At 73.4% G+C, this 16571-nt stretch carries 14 protein-coding genes; 6 read left to right on the top strand and 8 right to left on the bottom strand.

Features of this window, described 5'->3' with window-relative positions:
• Positions 1-61: 61 nt before the first annotated feature.
• Positions 62-1663, bottom strand: coding sequence for a 4-coumarate--CoA ligase family protein (locus tag ABZW30_RS39100; RefSeq protein WP_355676052.1), 1602 nt, complete (start codon positions 1661-1663; stop codon positions 62-64).
• 221 nt (positions 1664-1884) lie between these two features.
• Here ABZW30_RS39100 and ABZW30_RS39095 point away from each other — a divergent pair, with 221 nt between their 5' ends.
• Both ABZW30_RS39095 and ABZW30_RS39090 read left to right on the top strand, forming a co-directional pair.
• The gene (locus ABZW30_RS39095) at positions 1885-2253 is read left to right on the top strand and encodes a hypothetical protein (protein WP_355676051.1); all 369 of its coding nucleotides are present in this window, start codon (positions 1885-1887) and stop codon (positions 2251-2253) included.
• Positions 2240-2935 carry a class F sortase gene (locus ABZW30_RS39090; RefSeq protein WP_355676050.1) on the top strand — a complete coding sequence of 232 codons (696 nt, stop codon included), beginning with the start codon at positions 2240-2242 and terminating at the stop codon, positions 2933-2935. Before ABZW30_RS39095 ends, ABZW30_RS39090 begins: the two co-directional genes overlap by 14 nt.
• A 31-nt stretch (positions 2936-2966) precedes the next feature.
• Here the strand turns inward: ABZW30_RS39090 and ABZW30_RS39085 are convergent, their stop codons facing one another.
• From ABZW30_RS39085 to ABZW30_RS39070, 4 genes are read right to left on the bottom strand one after another with little or no spacing between them, the layout of a single operon-like run.
• Positions 2967-4139 (bottom strand): acyl-CoA dehydrogenase, encoded by a 1173-nt coding sequence (locus ABZW30_RS39085; protein WP_355676049.1) that lies wholly within the window; start codon positions 4137-4139, stop codon positions 2967-2969.
• Positions 4140-4153: 14 nt separating this feature from the next.
• A complete protein-coding gene (locus tag ABZW30_RS39080) occupies positions 4154-6139 on the bottom strand; it encodes a biotin carboxylase N-terminal domain-containing protein (protein WP_355676048.1) in 1986 nt (661 codons plus the stop codon).
• Positions 6140-6153: 14 nt separating this feature from the next.
• Positions 6154-7752 carry a carboxyl transferase domain-containing protein gene (locus tag ABZW30_RS39075; RefSeq protein ID WP_355676047.1) on the bottom strand — a complete coding sequence of 533 codons (1599 nt, stop codon included), beginning with the start codon at positions 7750-7752 and terminating at the stop codon, positions 6154-6156.
• Entirely contained in the window at positions 7749-9455 is a 1707-nt protein-coding gene (locus tag ABZW30_RS39070) for an acyclic terpene utilization AtuA family protein (protein WP_355676046.1), read from the bottom strand. Before ABZW30_RS39070 ends, ABZW30_RS39075 begins: the two co-directional genes overlap by 4 nt.
• 210 nt (positions 9456-9665) lie before the next feature.
• Between ABZW30_RS39070 and ABZW30_RS39065 the strand changes: the two genes are divergently transcribed.
• The 3 genes from ABZW30_RS39065 (at position 9666) to ABZW30_RS39055 (ending at position 14016) form a co-directional block, all read left to right on the top strand.
• A complete protein-coding gene (locus tag ABZW30_RS39065; protein ID WP_355676045.1) occupies positions 9666-11063 on the top strand; it encodes an FAD-dependent oxidoreductase in 1398 nt (465 codons plus the stop codon).
• A 70-nt stretch (positions 11064-11133) separates the two neighbouring features.
• Complete coding sequence (locus tag ABZW30_RS39060) at positions 11134-11547, top strand: VOC family protein (protein ID WP_355676044.1); 414 nt, start codon at positions 11134-11136, stop codon at positions 11545-11547.
• A 90-nt stretch (positions 11548-11637) separates the two neighbouring features.
• Positions 11638-14016 carry an excinuclease ABC subunit UvrA gene (locus ABZW30_RS39055; protein WP_355676043.1) on the top strand — a complete coding sequence of 793 codons (2379 nt, stop codon included), beginning with the start codon at positions 11638-11640 and terminating at the stop codon, positions 14014-14016.
• A 28-nt stretch (positions 14017-14044) separates the two neighbouring features.
• Here the strand turns inward: ABZW30_RS39055 and ABZW30_RS39050 are convergent, their stop codons facing one another.
• From ABZW30_RS39050 to ABZW30_RS39040, 3 genes are all read right to left on the bottom strand, one after another.
• Complete coding sequence (locus ABZW30_RS39050; protein WP_355676042.1) at positions 14045-14554, bottom strand: GNAT family N-acetyltransferase; 510 nt, start codon at positions 14552-14554, stop codon at positions 14045-14047.
• Between the two features lie 73 nt (positions 14555-14627).
• Positions 14628-14753: a hypothetical protein gene (locus tag ABZW30_RS39045; protein ID WP_355676041.1), complete on the bottom strand. Its 126-nt coding sequence runs from the start codon at positions 14751-14753 to the stop codon at positions 14628-14630.
• Positions 14754-14841: 88 nt separating this feature from the next.
• Positions 14842-15771 carry a Gfo/Idh/MocA family oxidoreductase gene (locus tag ABZW30_RS39040; protein WP_355676040.1) on the bottom strand — a complete coding sequence of 310 codons (930 nt, stop codon included), beginning with the start codon at positions 15769-15771 and terminating at the stop codon, positions 14842-14844.
• A 266-nt stretch (positions 15772-16037) separates the two neighbouring features.
• On the opposite strand from ABZW30_RS39040, the gene ABZW30_RS39035 reads away from it, so the two are divergent.
• Positions 16038-16409, top strand: a complete 372-nt coding sequence (locus ABZW30_RS39035) for a hypothetical protein (protein ID WP_355676039.1) — start codon at positions 16038-16040, stop codon at positions 16407-16409.
• The last annotated feature ends 162 nt before the right edge of the window (positions 16410-16571 follow it).

The raw sequence follows: 16571 nt of genomic DNA, 5'->3' as shown, positions 1-16571 counted from the left end.
GGTCCTCGTCCGCCGGGTCGGCCCTGACCGGCGGGGGGAGTCGGATCGGGGTCCAGGGGCGTCAGGAGGCGGCCTCGGCGCGCGCGGCCTCGCGGGCGCGCAGTTCGCGGCGGAGGATCTTGCCGGCCGCGGACTTGGGGACGGCGTCGACGAACTCCACCGCGCGGACCTTCTTGTAGGGGGCGACCTGCCCGGCCACGTAGCCGGTGACCTCCTCGGCGGTCAGGGCGCTGCCGGGGGCGCGGACCACGAAGGCCTTGGGGCACTCGGTGCCGTCGGCGTCGGGCACGCCGATCACGGCGGCGTCGGTGATCTGCGGGTGGCCGAGCAGGACGGCCTCCAGTTCGGCGGGGGCGACCTGGTAGCCCTTGTACTTGATCAGCTCCTTGACCCGGTCGACGATGTGCAGGTAGCCGCGCTCGTCCACGTAGCCGACGTCACCGGTGTGCAGCCAGCCCTCGGCGTCGATCACGGCGGCGGTGTCGGAGGGGCGGCCGAAGTAGCCCTTCATCACCTGCGGGCCGCGGATCAGCAGCTCGCCGCGCTCGCCGGGCCCGAGGTCCTCGCCGGTGCCGTCCAGGGCGGTGACCCGCAGTTCGGTGGAGGGGACCATCCGGCCGACCGAGCCGGGCGAGGGGTCGCGTTCGGTCGGGGAGACCACGTGGGTGACCGGGGACAGCTCGGTCATGCCGTAGCCCTGGAGCAGGTGCGGCAGGCCCAGGCGCCGGGCGCAGGAGTCGGCGAGGTCCTGGTCCAGCGGGGCGGCCGCGCACAGCAGGTACTCCACGGAGGAGAGGTCGAAGCCGTCCACCACCGGGTGCTTGGCCAGGGCGAGGGCGATCGGCGGGGCCACCACCAGGGCCTGCACCCGGTGCTGCTCGATCGCGCGGCAGAACTGCTCCAGGTCGAAGCGGGGCAGCACGACCACGGTGGCTCCGCAGCGCAGCGGCTGGTTGAGCAGCGCCGCCAGGCCGTAGATGTGGAAGAAGGGCAACACGGCGAGCACCCGTTCGCCGACGGCGGGGCGGTAGAGGGCGTCGGTCTGGGCGAGGTTGGTGGCGATCGAGCGGTGGGTGAGCATCACGCCCTTGGGCAGGCCGGTGGTGCCGCTGGAGTAGGGCAGTACGGCGACGTCCCGGCCCGGGTCGATCGTGGTCTCGGGGGCGGGGCCGGTGGCGGCCAGCAGGTCGGCGAGCGAGCGGTAACCGTCGGCGCCGTCCAGCACGATGACCTCGGTCAGCGCGCGGCCGTCGGCGGCGAGCAGTTCGGCGGCCGCGCCGGCGGTCGGCAGGAACGGGGAGACGGTGATCAGCCGGCGGGCGCCGCTGTCGCGGAGCTGGCCGGCGAGTTCGGTCGGGGTGGAGAGGGAGGACACCGTGGTCACGGTGGCACCGGCCCGGGTGGCGCCGTAGTAGGCCATCGGGTACAGGATCGAGTTGGGGCTGAACAGAGCGACCACGTCGCCCTTGCGCACTCCTGCCTCGGCCAGCCCGGCGGCGACCCGCTCGACCGAGGCGGCGAGCCGCGCGTAGCTGACCTGCTCCCCGGTGAGGCCGTCGATCAGGGCCGGCCGCTCGCCGTACTCGGCGGCGGCGCCGAGCACCGCGTCATGGATCGGCAGGTCGACCACGGGGACGTCCGGGAACTCGCTTCGGAACACCAAGGTAAGCCTCCAGCAAGGAAGTTGATGCGGCAACAAAACCGGCGTCGGGTCGGCTCGGGGGCGCGCTCAGGAGCATACGGACAGTCAGGGCGGTGGCTGGGCCATTGTGGGGAACCGGGGTGGAACACGCGTGGCACAGTTGCTCCCGGGGGCGCCCACCCGGACGGTGTGCACCACGGCCGCCCGACCCGGGTGCGGCCCCGGACCCTGGAGCAACCCCCGTGAGACCCATCTCCCCCTCCCTGCCGTCCGCCCGCCGACTGTTCGCCGCCGCCGCGGTGGCGGCCGCGCTCGCCCTCGGCGGGGCCCCGGCCGCGCTGGCCGAGCCGGGCGACAACGGCGACATCACGCGCTCGCCCATGCACTCGCCCACGCACTCGCCCAAGCACTCGCCCTCGCACTCCCCCCGCCACTCGCCGAGCGCCTCGCCGACCCGCCACGAGCCGCACGGCGGCGTCGGCACCGGTGGCGGCGGCACCTCCGGGGCCAACGCCGCCGAGGTGATCGGCGGCGTCGCGCTGGTCGCCGGAGCGGGCGGACTGACCGTCCGCGCGATGCGCCGCCGCCCCGGGCGCAATGCCGAGTCCTGACCGCCCCACCCGCGCGCCGCGCGGTGGCCCCGGCCCGTTGACGGCCGGGGCCACCGCGCTGGCGCTCGCGGCGGTCGGCCTCTGGCTGGTCCACGACGGCACCGCCGACCGGCACGGGCCGCCACTGCCACCCGCACCCCCGGTGGCCGCCGTACCGCCCCGGACCGCGGCCGCCTCGCCCGTCGACACACCGACCCCGCCGGTGCCCGCCCACCCGCCGCTGGCCGCCTCGGCACCGACCCGGATCCGGATCCCCGCGATCAAGGTCGACGCACCGGTGACCGGCCTCGGGCTGGACGCCGCCCGGCAGTTGGACACCCCTCCGATGGAGCAGCGCAACCTGACCGGCTGGTACCGGGACGGAGCCGCGCCAGGTGCCGCCGGGAACGCCATCGTGGTCGGGCACGCCGACAACCGCAGCGGGCCGGCGGTGTTCTACCGGCTCGGGCTGCTGCGCCCGGGCGGCATCGTCGAGGTGGTCCGCAAGGACCGGCGCACCGCGGTGTTCACCGTCGACTCCGTCCGGGTGTTCCCGAAGAAGGACTTCCCGGACGCCCAGGTGTACGGCGGCGCCGGCGACCGGGCCGAGCTGCGGGTGATCACCTGCGGCGGGAAGTTCGACCCGCGCACCGGGTACGAGTCCAACACCGTGGTGTTCGCCCACCTGAGCGCCGTACGGTGACCCGCGCCCGGACAGCGGTGCCTCAGGACGGTCAGTACGACTTGGGCAGGCCCAGGGTGTGCTGGGCGACGAAGTTGAGCACCATCTCCCGGCTGACCGGGGCGACCCGGCCGACCCGGGTGGCCGCCAGCAGCGCGCCCAGCCCGTACTCCTGGGTCAGGCCGTTGCCGCCGAGGGTCTGCACCGCCTGGTCGACCGTCCGGGCGGCGGCCTCCCCGGCGGCGTACTTGGCCATGTTGGCGGCCTCCCCGGCGGCCAGGTCCTCGCCCGCGTCGTAGAGCAGCCCGGCCTTCTGGGTCATCAGCCGGGCCAGCTCGATCTCCACCGCGCACTGGGCCAGCGGGTGGGCCAGGCCCTGGTGGGCGCCGATCGGGGTGGACCAGACGGTGCGGGTCCTGGCGTACTCGACGGCCTTGCCGAGGGCCTGCCGGGCGAGGCCGAGCGAGAACGCGGCGGTGAGGATCCGCTCGGGGTTGAGGCCGGCGAACAGCTGGAGCAGACCGGCGTTCTCGTCGCCGACCAGGGCGTCGGCGGGCAGCCGGACGTCGTCCAGGAAGACCTGGAACTGCTTCTCGGGGGCGACCAGCTCCATCGGGATCGCCCGGTACTCGAAACCGGGGGTGTCGCGGGGGACGACGAACAGGCAGGGCTTGAGCTTGCCGGTGCGGGCGTCTTCGGTGCGGGCGACGAACAGCACGGCGTCGGAGTGGTCGATGCCGGAGACGAACACCTTGCGGCCGGTCAGCAGCCAGTCCTCGCCGTCCCGGCGGGCGACGGTGGAGATCCGGTGCGAGTTGGAGCCGGCGTCCGGCTCGGTGATGCCGAAGGCCATCTTGCGGCTGCCGTCGGCGAGTCCGGGCAGCCAGCACCGCTTCTGCTCCTCGGTGCCGTAGCGGGCTATCACCGTGCCGCAGATCGCCGGGGAGACGATCAGCAGCAGCAACGGGCAGCCGGCGGTGCCGAGTTCCTCCAGGACGATGGCGAGGTCGGTGATGCCGCCGCCCCCGCCGCCGTACTCGGCGGGCAGGTTGACGCCGAGGTAGCCGGCCTTCCCGGCCTCCGCCCAGAGTTCCTCGGCGGGCTCGCCGGCCCGGGCCTTGGCGAGGTAGTAGGCGGAGCCGTAGCGGCGGCCGAGGTCGCCGACGGCCTGACGCAGGGCCTTGCGTTCGGGGGTTTCGAGGAGCTGACTGCCGATGGCGGACATGCGGGGGTCCTTCCTCAGGCTTCGGTGGTCTGGACGACGGCCAGCAGGGTGCCGAGTTCGACCTGCCGGCCGGGGGTGGCGAGGAGTTCGACGAGGATGCCGTCGGCGGGGGCGGTGACGCGGTGCTCCATCTTCATCGCCTCCAGCACGAGCAGCGACTGTCCGGCGGTGACGGCGTCCCCGACGACGGCGGTGGTGCGGAGCACGGTGCCGGGCATCGGGGCGAGCAGGGCGCCGGGGTCGGTCTGGGCGGTCGGGTCGGGGAAGCGCGGCAGGGCGGTGAGCGCGGTGCCGCCGGTCGGGGTGTCGACGTACACCTGGTCCGCCCGGTCGCCGTAGCGGGCCACCCGGTAGGGGCGTCGGACCTCGCCCTCGCGCAGGACGACCAGCTCGGCGGTGGCTTCGACCAGTTCGACGTCCGGGTGGTCCTCGGCCAGCAGGCCGGCCCGGTTGGTGCGGTAGCGGACCTCCAACTCCCTTCCGTCTGCGGCCCGGTAGCGCTTCAGCTGCGGCTGGGAGGGCAGGTTGCGCCAGCCCGACGGCAGCGCGGTGCGTCGGGCGGCGGCGTCGGCGAGGGCGGCGGCCAGGGCGGCGCGCCCGGCCCCCTTGCCATCCGTGGCGGTGAGCTCGACCGTGTGCTCGGCGAGGAAGCCGGTGTGCAGGCGTTCGGCGAGGAAGGCCGGGTGGCGCAGCGCCCGGACCAGCAACTCCCGGTTGGTGGAGGGCCCGTGGATCCTCGCCCGGGCCAGCGCGTCGGCCAGCCTGCGGGCGGCGGCGGCGCGGGTCGGCGCCCAGGCGATCACCTTGGCGAGCATCGCGTCGTAGTGCGGGGTGATCTCGCTGCCGGACTCGACGCCGGAGTCCAGGCGCAGGCCGGAGTCGGCGCGGGTGCCGGTGCCGGTGCCGGTGCCGGTGCTCGTGAACTCCTGGTGGTCGGTGGCGAGTTCGAGCCGGTACAGGGTGCCGGTGGCGGGCTGCCAGTCCTTGGCCGGGTCCTCGGCGTACAGCCGGGCCTCGATCGCGTGGCCGGTGGTCGGCGGCGGGGTGGGCCCGGGCAGCTTCTCCCCTTCGGCGACGGCGAGTTGGAGCGCGACCAGGTCCAGGCCGGTGACCGCCTCGGTGACCGGGTGCTCGACCTGGAGGCGGGTGTTCATCTCCAGGAAGTAGAACCGGCCGTCCTCGGCGAGCAGGAACTCGGCGGTGCCGGCGCCGGCATAGCCGATCGCCCGGGCGGCGTTCACGGCCGCCGCGTGCAGCTCGGCCCGCACCTCCGCCGTAAGGCCGGGGGCCGGGGCCTCCTCGACCACCTTCTGGTGCCGCCGCTGCAGCGAGCAGTCGCGGTCGCCGACCGCCCAGACCGTGCCGTGGGTGTCGGCCAGCAGCTGGACCTCGACGTGCCGCCCGGTGGGCAGGTAGCGCTCGCAGAACACCTCGTCCGAGCCGAAGGCCTTGGCCGCCTCGGCCCGGGCCGCCGCCAGCTCGGCGGGCAGGTCCGCCAGCCGGCGGACCACCCGCATGCCGCGGCCGCCGCCGCCCGCCGCGGCCTTGACCAGCACCGGCAGGTCGGCCTCGGTCGGCTCGGCCAGCGCCCCCAGGACGGGCACCCCGGCCTCGGCCATCAGTCGCTTGGCGGCGGTCTTGGAGCCCATCGCGGCGATCGCGGCCGGCGGCGGGCCGACCCAGACCAGGCCCGCGTCCAGCACCGCCCGCGCGAACTCGGCGCTCTCGGAGAGGAATCCGTACCCGGGGTGGACGGCGTCGGCCCCGGCCGCCAGCGCGGCGCGCACGATCAGCTCGCCGCGCAGGTAGGTGTCGGCGGGCGCGGCGCCGGGCAGCCGGACGGCGGCGTCCGCCTCGCGTACGTGCGGGGCGGCGGCGTCCGGGTCGGAGTGGACGGCGGTGGTCGCGATGCCGAGCTCCCGGCAGGTGCGGAACACCCGGCGGACGATCTCGCCCCGGTTGGCGACCAGCAGGTTGGTGATCGAAATCTTGGAAACCATCGTCGGTAGCCCTCTCACATCCGGAAGACGCCGTAGCCGCGCGCGCCCTCGACCGGCGCGTTGTGGATCGCGGACAGGCACAGGCCGAGCACCGTACGGGTGTCGCGGGGGTCGATCACGCCGTCGTCGTAGAGCCGGCCGGACAGGAACACCGGCAGCGACTCGGCCTCGATCTGCTGCTCGACCATCGCCCGGATCGCCGCGTCCGCGTCCTCGTCGTACGGCTGGCCCTTCGCCGCGGCCGACTGGCGGGCGACGATCGACAGCACCCCGGCGAGCTGCTGGGGGCCCATCACGGCGGACTTGGCGCTCGGCCAGGAGAACAGGAAGCGCGGCTCGTACGCCCGGCCGCACATGCCGTAGTGGCCGGCGCCGTAGGACGCGCCCATCAGCACGGACAGGTGCGGGACCGTGGAGTTGGCGACGGCGTTGATCATCATCGCGCCGTGCTTGATGATGCCGCCCTGCTCGTAGTCCTTGCCGACCATGTAGCCGGTGGTGTTGTGCAGGAACAGCAGCGGGGTGTTCCGCTGGTTCGCCAACTGGATGAACTGGGCGGCCTTCTGGGACTCCGCGCTGAACAGCACGCCCTGGGCGTTGGCCAGGATGCCGACCGGGTAGCCGTGGAGGCGGGCCCAGCCGACGGCCAGGCTGGTGCCGTAGAGCGGCTTGAACTCGTCGAAGTCGGAGCCGTCGACGATCCGGGCGATCACCTCGCGCGGATCGAAGGGCACCTTGAGGTCGCCCGGGACGATGCCGAGCAGCTCCTCCTCGTCGTACTTCGGCGGCTCGGCGAACCGGTCCGGCGAAGGCCCCGGCTTGCGGTGGTCGAGCCGGGCGACGATCCGGCGGGCGATCCGCAGCGCGTCCGCCTCGTCCACCGCGAAGTGGTCGGCCAGGCCTGAGGTGCGGGCGTGCATCTCGGCACCGCCCAGCGACTCGTCGTCGGCCTCCTCCCCGGTGGCCATCTTCACCAGCGGCGGGCCGCCGAGGAACACCTTGGCGCGTTCCTTGACCAGCACGGTGTGGTCGGACATGCCCGGCACGTAGGCGCCGCCGGCCGTCGAGTTGCCGAACACCACCGCCACGGTGGGGATTCCGGCGGCGGACAGCCGGGTGAGGTCCCGGAAGAGGGCGCCGCCGGGGATGAAGATCTCCTTCTGGCTGGGCAGATCGGCACCGCCGGACTCGACCAGATTGACCAACGGGAGCCGGTTGTCCAGCGCGATCTCGTTGGCCCGCAGGGCTTTTCGGAGCGTCCACGGGTTGCTGGCGCCACCACGCACCGTCGGGTCGTTGGCGGTGATCACGCATTCCACCCCCTCGATCACGCCGATGCCGGTGACCAGGGCCGCGCCCACCGGGTAGTCGCTCCCCCAGGCGGCCAGCGGGGACAGCTCCAGGAACGGGGAGTCCGGGTCGACCAGCAGCTCGATCCGCTCGCGGGCCAGCAGCTTGCCGCGCTTGCGGTGGCGCTCCACGTACTTGGGGCCACCGCCCGCCAGCGCCTTGGCGTGCTCGGCGTCGAGCTCGGCGAGCCTGCCGACCATCGCGGCGCGGTGCTCGGCGTAATCGGGCCCGGCCGGGTCGACGCGGGTGGTCAGGACGGTCACAGCAGGGCCTCCGGAATGTCGAGGTGGCGGGAGCGCAGCCACTCCCCCAGGGCCTTGGCCTGCGGGTCGAAGCGGTGCTGGGCTGCGACGCCCTCGCCGAGCAGGCCGGTCACGGTGAAGTTGACCGCCCGCAGGTTCGGCAGCACGTGCCGGGTGACGGTCGACTCGGCGGTCTCAGGGAGGAGTTCGCGCAGCCGGTCGACGGTGAGGGTGTGTGCGAGCCAGCGCCAGCCGTCCTCGCTTCGGGCCCAGACGCCGAGGTTGGCATCGCCCCCCTTGTCGCCGCTGCGGGCACCGGCGACCAGGCCGAGCGGGGCGCGGCGGGTCGGGCTCTCGGGCAGTGGGGCGGGCAACTCGCCCGCTGCTTCGACGGGTTGGGAGGTGACCGGAGCCGACGGGACGGCGATCCGGCGACCGTCCGGCAGTACGGCCGCGTGCTCCACCAGCTTGGCATCGACGTACGCGGCGGTGAACACCCCGTACGGTGCGCCCGCACCGGGTGGCGCGGTGAGGTGGAATCCCGGGTACCCGGCCAGGCCCAATTCGACGGCGGCCTTGCCGAGTTCGCGGCCGACCCTGGCCGGGTCGGGGTCGCGGGCGGTCAGCCGCAGCAGCGCGGAGGCGGTCTCCTCGGTGGCCGCGTCCGGGTGGTCCGTGCGGGCGAGGGTCCAACGCAGTTCGGCCGGGCGGGCCCCGGGCGGCAGGGCGGCGGCGAACTGCTGCTGCACCAGCTCGGCCTTGGCCTCGATGTCCAGGCCGGTGAGCACGAAGACCACCTCGTTGCGGTGGCCGCCGAGCCGGTTGAGTCCGACCTTCAGGGTGGGCGGCGGGGCCTCACCGCGCACGCCGTCGATCCGCACCCGGTCCGGGCCCTCCTCGGTGAGCCGGACGGTGTCCAGCCGGGCGGTGACGTCCGGGCCGAGGTAGTGCGATCCGCCGGTCTCGTACAGGAGTTGGGCGATGACGGTGCCGACGGTGACGGCCCCGCCGGTGCCGGGGTGCTTGGTGATCACGCTGGAGCCGTCGGCGTGCAGCTCGGCGAGCGGGAAGCCCGGGCGGGTCACATCGTGCTCACGGAAGAAGGCGTAGTTGCCGCCGGTCGCCTGCGCCCCGCACTCCAGGACGTGCCCGGCCACCACCGCCCCGGCCAGGGCGTCGAGGTCGTCGGCCGTCCAGCCGAAGTGGGCGATCGCCGGCCCGGCCACCAGTGCGGCGTCGGTGACCCGCCCGGTCACCACCACGTCCGCGCCCTCGGCCAGGCAGGCGGCGATGCCGAAGCCGCCGAGGTAGGCGTTGGCGGCCAACAGTCCCTCGGGCAGGCTCAGTTCGGACCGGCGCGACAGCAGGTCATCGCCCTCGACATGGGCGACGGTCGCTCCGACACCCAGGCGCCGCGCCAACTCCCTCAGCCGGTCGGCGAGTCGGGCGGGGTTGAGCCCGCCCGCGTTCACCACGATCTTCACGTCCCGCTCGCGGGCCAGACCGAGGCACTCCTCCATCTGCCGCAGGAAGGTCCGGGCGTACCCGAGCGACGGGTCCTTCAGCCGGTCCCGGGCCAGGATCAACATGGTCAGCTCGGCGAGGTAGTCCCCGGTGAGCACGTCCAGCGGCCCGCCCGTGAGCATCTCCCGCACCGCCGCGAAGCGGTCACCGTAGAACCCCGAGGCATTTCCGATCCGCAGTACCGAGCGTGCGCGCGCCAAAGCGCCTCCCCTGCCGGTGCGTTGACGACACCCCACACGAGCGCCGCCGGGCAGCAGCGTGGCACCGGCCGAAGAAAAAAGCAATCATGCCTGCTTGTTTTGCTGCTCCGAGCCCCCGCCCACCGGCATCGCGACGGACACCCCCGGTTTCCCATCGAAGATCATCGAGCAGTAGGCTCCCTCCGCAACACGACGCGAAGGGGAACCTCGGTGGCGCGGGTTGCGGTGATCGGTGGGGGTATCGGCGGGCTGGGAACAGCGCTCATGCTCGGACGGCGGGGCCACGAGGTCACCCTGTTCGAGCAGGACGCGCGGCAGGCCGGAGACGACCTGAACCACGACTTCCTCCACTGGGACAGGCCCAGGGTCCCGCAGGCCGTCCAGCCCCACTCCTTCCTCGCGCCCGTGCGCACCGTGCTGAACGCCGACGCCCCCGATGTCTACGCGGACCTGCTGGCCCGCGGCGCCCGGGAGTACCACGACTTCGACTGGTTCGGTGAGCATCCGCCGCACCGGGCCGGTGACGAGGACCTGGTGACCCTGCGCATGCGCCGCATCGTGCTGGAGGCCGCCCTGGCCTCCGCCGTGCGGCGGGAACCCACCGTCGAGGTGCGGCGGGGCTGCCGGGTGAGCGCCCTCGTGGTCGAGGAAGGCCGCCCCACCCGGGTCACCGGCGTACGCGTGGGCGCGCGGACGCACCGGGCGGACCTCGTCGTCGACGCCGCCGGCCGCCGCTCGCCGGTTCCCGGCTGGCTGGTCGCGGCCGGCTGCCGCCCGCCCGTGGTCGACAGCCACCGCGCCGGGATCGCCTACCTGTGCCGCTGGTACCGCCTGCGCGCCGACGGTCCGCGCGACCCCGGGCGGGTGCGGCCCGGCTCGGCCGCGGCGTTCGCGCTCGCCGGCGTCTTCCCGTCCGACAACGACACCTTCGCGGTGAACGTGGTGCTCTCCACCGGCGATCCGAGCCGCAGCGCGCTCATCGACCCGACCGTGTTCGAGGCCGCCGCCCGCAGCTTCCCCGCCTGCGCCGCCTGGCTCGACCTGGACCCGGAACCGCAGTCGGCCGTGCTGGCGATGGCCGGCCTGGACAACCGCTGGACCGCCCTGACCGACGATGACGGACCGGTCGTCACCGGCCTGGTCAACGCCGGGGACAGCCTGATCCACACCAACCCCACCCTCGGCCACGGTGCGGCCCTCGCCCTGCGCACCGCCCAGTACCTCGGCGCCCATGCCGACGAGGTCGCCGAGGACCCCATGGGCTACCACGCCTGGACCACCCGGACGCTCCGCCCGTTGTTCGACGCGCAGGTGACCGCCGACCGCGCCAACGAGCAGCGCCTCGCGCAGAGTTCACCGCTCTCGGACCGGCGGGCCGCCGCCCTGGCCGCCTGCGCCCTCGAGGACCCCGTCGTCATGCGGGCCCGAGCCCAGGTGCGCCATCTGGTGCGCACGCCCGACGAGGCCTACGGCACCGAGGAGGTGGACCGCCACGTCACCGCCTGGCTGGCCGCCCGCCCCGACTTCGAACCGCAGCTCGACGGCCCGACCCGGGACCAGTGGGATGCGCTCACCTCCGCCACCGCGGGTGCGGGCCACCCTGCGTGATCCAGCCCGGACGCGGACCGATCAGGATTCGAGAAGCGCCCGCGCCGGGGCCGCGCCTAGCGTTGCGGTCATGAACGAGATCACCATTCACTGGACCTTCCTCCCGCACACCGACCCCGAGGCCTCGCTCGCCTTCTACCGCGACCTGCTCGGCTTCGAGGTCCGCAACGACGTCGGCGGCGGCCCGATGCGGTGGATCACCGTCGGGCCCGCCGGGCAGCCGGGGGTGTCGGTGGTACTGGAGCCGCCGACCGCCGATCCGGGCGTCACCGAGGACGAGCGGCGTACCATCGCCGAGATGATGGCGAAGGGGACGTACGCCCGGCTGGTGCTCGCCACCGCCGACCTGGACGGGGTGTTCGACCGGCTGAAGTCCGGCGGCGCCGAGCTCGTCCAGGAGCCGACCCTGCAGCCGTACGGCATCCGCGACTTCGCCTTCCGCGACCCGGCGGGCAACATGATCCGCTTCAACGAGGTGCGCTGAGCCTCCGCCCGCCCCGAGGGTGCTCCCTCGGGGCGGGCCCCGATCGACCGACCGTAGGACCCGCCCGACAGCCAGGGAGCGAAGAGAACGATGGCCGAGCCGCACGTCGCCGACAGCCACGACCTGATCCGCGTACACGGCGCCCGCGAGAACAACCTCAAGGACGTCAGCGTCGACATCCCCAAGCGCCGCCTGACCGTGTTCACCGGCGTCTCCGGCTCGGGCAAGAGCTCGCTGGTCTTCGACACCATCGCCGCCGAGTCGCAGCGGCTGATCAACGAGACCTACAGCGCCTTCGTCCAGGGCTTCATGCCCACCCTGGCCCGCCCCGAGGTGGACGTCCTGGAGGGGCTGACCACCGCGATCATCGTCGACCAGCAGCGGATGGGCGCCGACCCGCGCTCCACGGTCGGCACCGCCACCGACGCCAACGCGATGCTGCGGATCCTGTTCAGTCGGCTCGGCAAGCCGCACATCGGCTCCCCCAAGGCGTACTCCTTCAACGTCCCCTCGATCAGCGGCGCCGGTGCCGTGACCGTCGAGCGCGGCGGCAAGACCGTCAAGGAACGGCGCAGCTTCAGCATCACCGGCGGCATGTGCCCGCGCTGCGAGGGCCGCGGCAACGTCTCCGACATCGACCTCACCCAGCTCTACGACGCCACCAAGTCGCTCGCCGAGGGCGCGATCACCATCCCCGGCTGGAAGCCGGACAGCTGGTGGACGGTCGGCGTCTACACCAACTCCGGCTTCCTCGACCCGGACAAGCCGATCCGCGAGTACACCGAGAAGGAACTGCGGGACTTCCTCCACCGGGAGCCGACCAAGGTCAAGATCAACGGCGTCAACCTCACCTACGAGGGCCTGATCCCCAAGCTCCAGAAGTCCATGCTGTCCAAGGACCAGGACGCCCTGCAGCCGCACATCCGGGCCTTCGTGGAGCGCGCCGTCACCTTCACCTCCTGCCCGGACTGCGGGGGCACCCGGCTGAGCGAGGCCGCCCGCTCCTCCAAGATCGGGGCCGTCAGCATCGCCGACGCCTGCGCCATGCAGATCAGCGACCTCGCCGACTGGGTCCGCGCGTTGGACGAGCCCTCGGTGACGCCGCTGCTCACCGCGCTCCAGCAGGCCCTGGACTCCTTCGTCGAGATCGGCCTCGGCTACCTCTCGCTCGACCGCTCCTCCGGGACCCTCTCCGGCGGCGAGGCGCAGCGCGTCAAGATGATCCGCCACCTCGGCTCCTCGCTCACCGACACCACCTACGTCTTCGACGAGCCCACCACCGGCCTGCACCCGCACGACATCAGCCGGATGAACGACCTGCTGCTGCGCCTGCGGGACAAGGGCAACACGGTGCTGGTGGTGGAGCACAAGCCGCAGACCATCGCGATCGCCGACCACGTGGTGGACCTCGGCCCGGGGGCCGGTACGGCCGGCGGCGCGGTCTGCTTCGAGGGCAGCGTGGACGGGCTGCGCACCAGCGGCACCGTCACCGGCCGCCACCTGGCCGACCGGACGGCGCTGCGGCAGACCGTCCGTAAGCCCGGCGGCACCCTGGCGATCCGCGGCGCGAAGACCCACAACCTGCGGGACGTGGACGTGGACGTCCCGCTCGGGGTGCTCACCGTGGTCACCGGTGTCGCCGGCTCCGGCAAGAGCTCGCTGATCCACGGCTCGCTGGGTCGACGGTCAGGGGCTGCGGACGAGAACGTGGTGTACGTCGACCAGGGCGCCATCAAGGGCTCGCGGCGCAGCAACCCGGCGACGTACACCGGGCTGCTGGACCCGATCCGCAAGGCCTTCGCCAAGGCGAACGACGTCAAGCCGGCCCTGTTCAGCGCCAACTCGGAGGGCGCCTGCCCGACCTGCAACGGCGCGGGCGTGGTCTACACCGACCTGGCGATGATGGCCGGGGTGGCCACCACCTGCGAGGACTGCGAGGGCAAGCGCTACCAGGCCTCGGTGCTGGAGTACCGGCTCGGCGGCCGGGACATCAGCGAGGTGCTCGCGATGTCGGTGGCCGAGGCGGAGGAGTTCTTCGGCGCCGGCGAGGCGAGGCTGCCGGCCGCGCACCGGATCCTGGAGCGGCTCGCCGACGTCGGCCTCGGCTACCTGAGCCTCGGCCAGCCGCTCACCACACTGTCCGGCGGCGAGCGGCAGCGGCTGAGGCTGGCCACCCACATGGCGGACAAGGGCGGGGTCTACGTCCTGGACGAGCCGACCACCGGTCTGCACCTGGCGGACGTCGAGCAGCTGCTCGGGCTGCTGGACCGGCTGGTGGACTCCGGCAAGTCGGTGATCGTGATCGAGCACCACCTGGCGGTCATGGCGCACGCGGACTGGATCATCGACCTCGGCCCGGGGGCCGGCCACGACGGCGGGCGGGTGGTCTTCGAGGGCACCCCGGCCGAGCTGGTCGCGGCCCGCTCCACGCTGACCGGCGAGCACCTGGCGGAGTACGTGGCCGGCTGAGGCGCCGAAGGCCCTCCCGTACGGGATGTCAGTCCAGCGGGAGGGCCATCTCCAGGATCCTGGCCTTGGGGTCCAGCGCGTACGGCGTCTCGCCGCCGGTGTACGTGAAGCCGCGCCGCCGGTAGAAGGCGGCGGCGCGGTGGTTCTCCTCGTGCACCCCGAGCAGCATCCGCTCGGCGCCGCCGGTGCGGGCCCAGTCGACGACCGCGTCCAACAGGGCGTCGGCGACGCCGCGTTCGCGGCCGCGGTGGGCCGGGTCGACCCAGACGCCGATCAGATCGACCGCCCCGGCCTGCTCCTTGCTGGGGATCGACAGCATGGTGGCGACCCACTCGTCCGAGTCGTCCACCGCGACCAGGCCGATCTTGCCGGGCTCGTTCAGCCAGTTCGTCCGGGCCCGCCAGTTGCCCTCGCCCTGGTGCTCCGCGTACTCGTAGGGCTCGCCGAACGCCATGGGGGTGTCGAGGAGTTGGGCCAGCCGCACCGTCCGCAGGCGCTGCCAGTCCTCGCGGCCGATCCGCTCGATCCGGTACTCCACGTTCGCCGACCCCCGTCAGAAGCTCCGCCGCCGGCGGTCACCGGCGACGGAGGCAGGATAGCCGTGCGGCCGGTCAGGGCTTGATCCGGACCACCTGCGGGTCGTGGTCGCCGGCCTGCTGGGCGAACTCGGCGTTGATGTGCACCACGTCGTACCTGGCGTAGCCGACCTCGGGGCTGACCAGGATGTGGTCCAGCACCTGGGAGTTGCCCTGGTAGACGTAGGAGTACTGCTCGGTCTCCGACAGCTCGCCTTCCAGCTTTCGCTCAGCTCGACTTCGCTTCTCCTCAGCTTTGCCCGATCCGTTCCACGATCAGCTCGCACAACTCGTGGGTGCGCAGCGCGTCGTGGGCGTCGAGGGTCTTCCCCGCGCGGACGGCGTCCAGGAAGCCGACCACACATTGCTCGATGCCGCGCTGGCGGGCGACCGACACCCAGTCGCCGCGTCGGCGGACGGTGGGCTGGCCGCGGTGGTCGATCACCTCGGCCAGGTTGCGCACCTCGCGCTTGGAGTCGCCGCCGGAGACCTCCAGCACCTCCTCGGTCGAACCCGAGACCCGGTTCATGATGCCCAGCGCGGTGAAGCCCTCCCCGCCGAGCGTGAGCACCACGTGCTCGACCAGGCCGTCCCGGGTGCGGGCCCGGACGTCCACGTGCTCGATCTCGCCGGGGGCGAGGAAGCGCAGCAGGTCCACGACGTGGATGAAGTCGTCGTAGACCAGCGTGCGGGCGGCCTCGGCCAGGCCCTCGCGGTTCTTCTGCAGCACGATCAGGTCGCGCGGCCGCTCCTTGGCCTGGACGTACCCGGGCGCGTGCCGCCGGTTGAAGCCGACCGTCAACGAGCGGCCGGTCCGGTCGGCGAGCCCGACCAGCCGGCGGGCGCCGTCCAGGGTGTAGTCCAGCGGCTTGTCGACGTAGACGTCCACCCCGGCGGTGAGCAGCTGCTCGACGATCGGCACGTGCTGGTCGGTCGCGGCGTGCACGAACGCGGCGCGGATGCCGCTGCCGATCAGCTCACCGAGGTCGGTGAACCGCTGTTCGGCGCCGATCCGGTACGCATCACCGATCCGGTCCAGCTTCACCCCGTCCCGGGTCATCAGCCGCAGGTCCAGCCCGGGCAGGGCGCTGAGCACCGGCAGGTAGGCCTTCTGCGCGATGTCGCCCAGGCCGATCACCCCGACCGGGAGCCGGGGTTCGGAAGCAGCGGTCGCGCCCATGGAATCTCCTGCCGTGGAACGGACGGTCGTCACGTCGAGCCATCCTACGTGCCTGGTCACGGCGGTCGGCGGGACCGCCCGGGGCCCGGAGGCGCCCCGCCGTGCCGCCTCGCGGGCATGACCGGAACTACTGATTCGGCCGTACTGCGGCGGTAATGATCCGGTCGTAGCTTGTCCGACCGCCGCCGACGGGGGGCTTGTGAAGATCCCGTGACTGCCCCACAGTCGTTCCGGCCCAGAGCGAACACCCCGTCACAGGAGGCACGATGACCAGGTCCGTGTTCCAACCCCCTGCCAAGCGTGCGGCGGCCCTCGCGGCTCCGCTGCTCGCGCTCGCCACCCTCGGGCTCGCCGCCCCCGCCCACGCGGACACCGCGCTGAGCGCCGACGTGACCTGCGACGCCGGCAACAGCCGCTGGGTCTGCGACGCCTCCGTGAGCGGCGGCAGCGGGAGCTACAGCTACTCCTGGAGCGCGGTGACGAACGCCGGCTTCTTCTCCGGCCTCGCCTCGTCGAGCGCCTACGGGCCGTGTCGGACCAACATGCCGGCCGGCGTACAGGTGACGGTGACCGACACCGCCACCGGCGCCAGCGTCTCCGCGCCGGGCCGCTTCTTCTGCTACGCCATCGCGCCGTAACGGCCGACCGGTCGTGCGGGGGGGGGGGCGCGCCCCGCCCCCCCCGGGGCCACCACCACCCCGGGGGGGGGGGGGGGGGGGCGCCCGCCCCCGGGGGGGCCCCCCGGGGGGGGGGGGGGCCCCGCCCCGCCCCCCCCCCCCCGAGCCTCCGGGGCGGGTTCG

Source organism: Kitasatospora sp. NPDC004669 (genome assembly GCF_040609455.1).
Lineage (GTDB): Bacteria > Actinomycetota > Actinomycetes > Streptomycetales > Streptomycetaceae > Kitasatospora.
The sequence above is the reverse complement of the archived record's forward strand: the minus strand, read 5'-3'. Positions and strand labels throughout refer to the sequence as shown.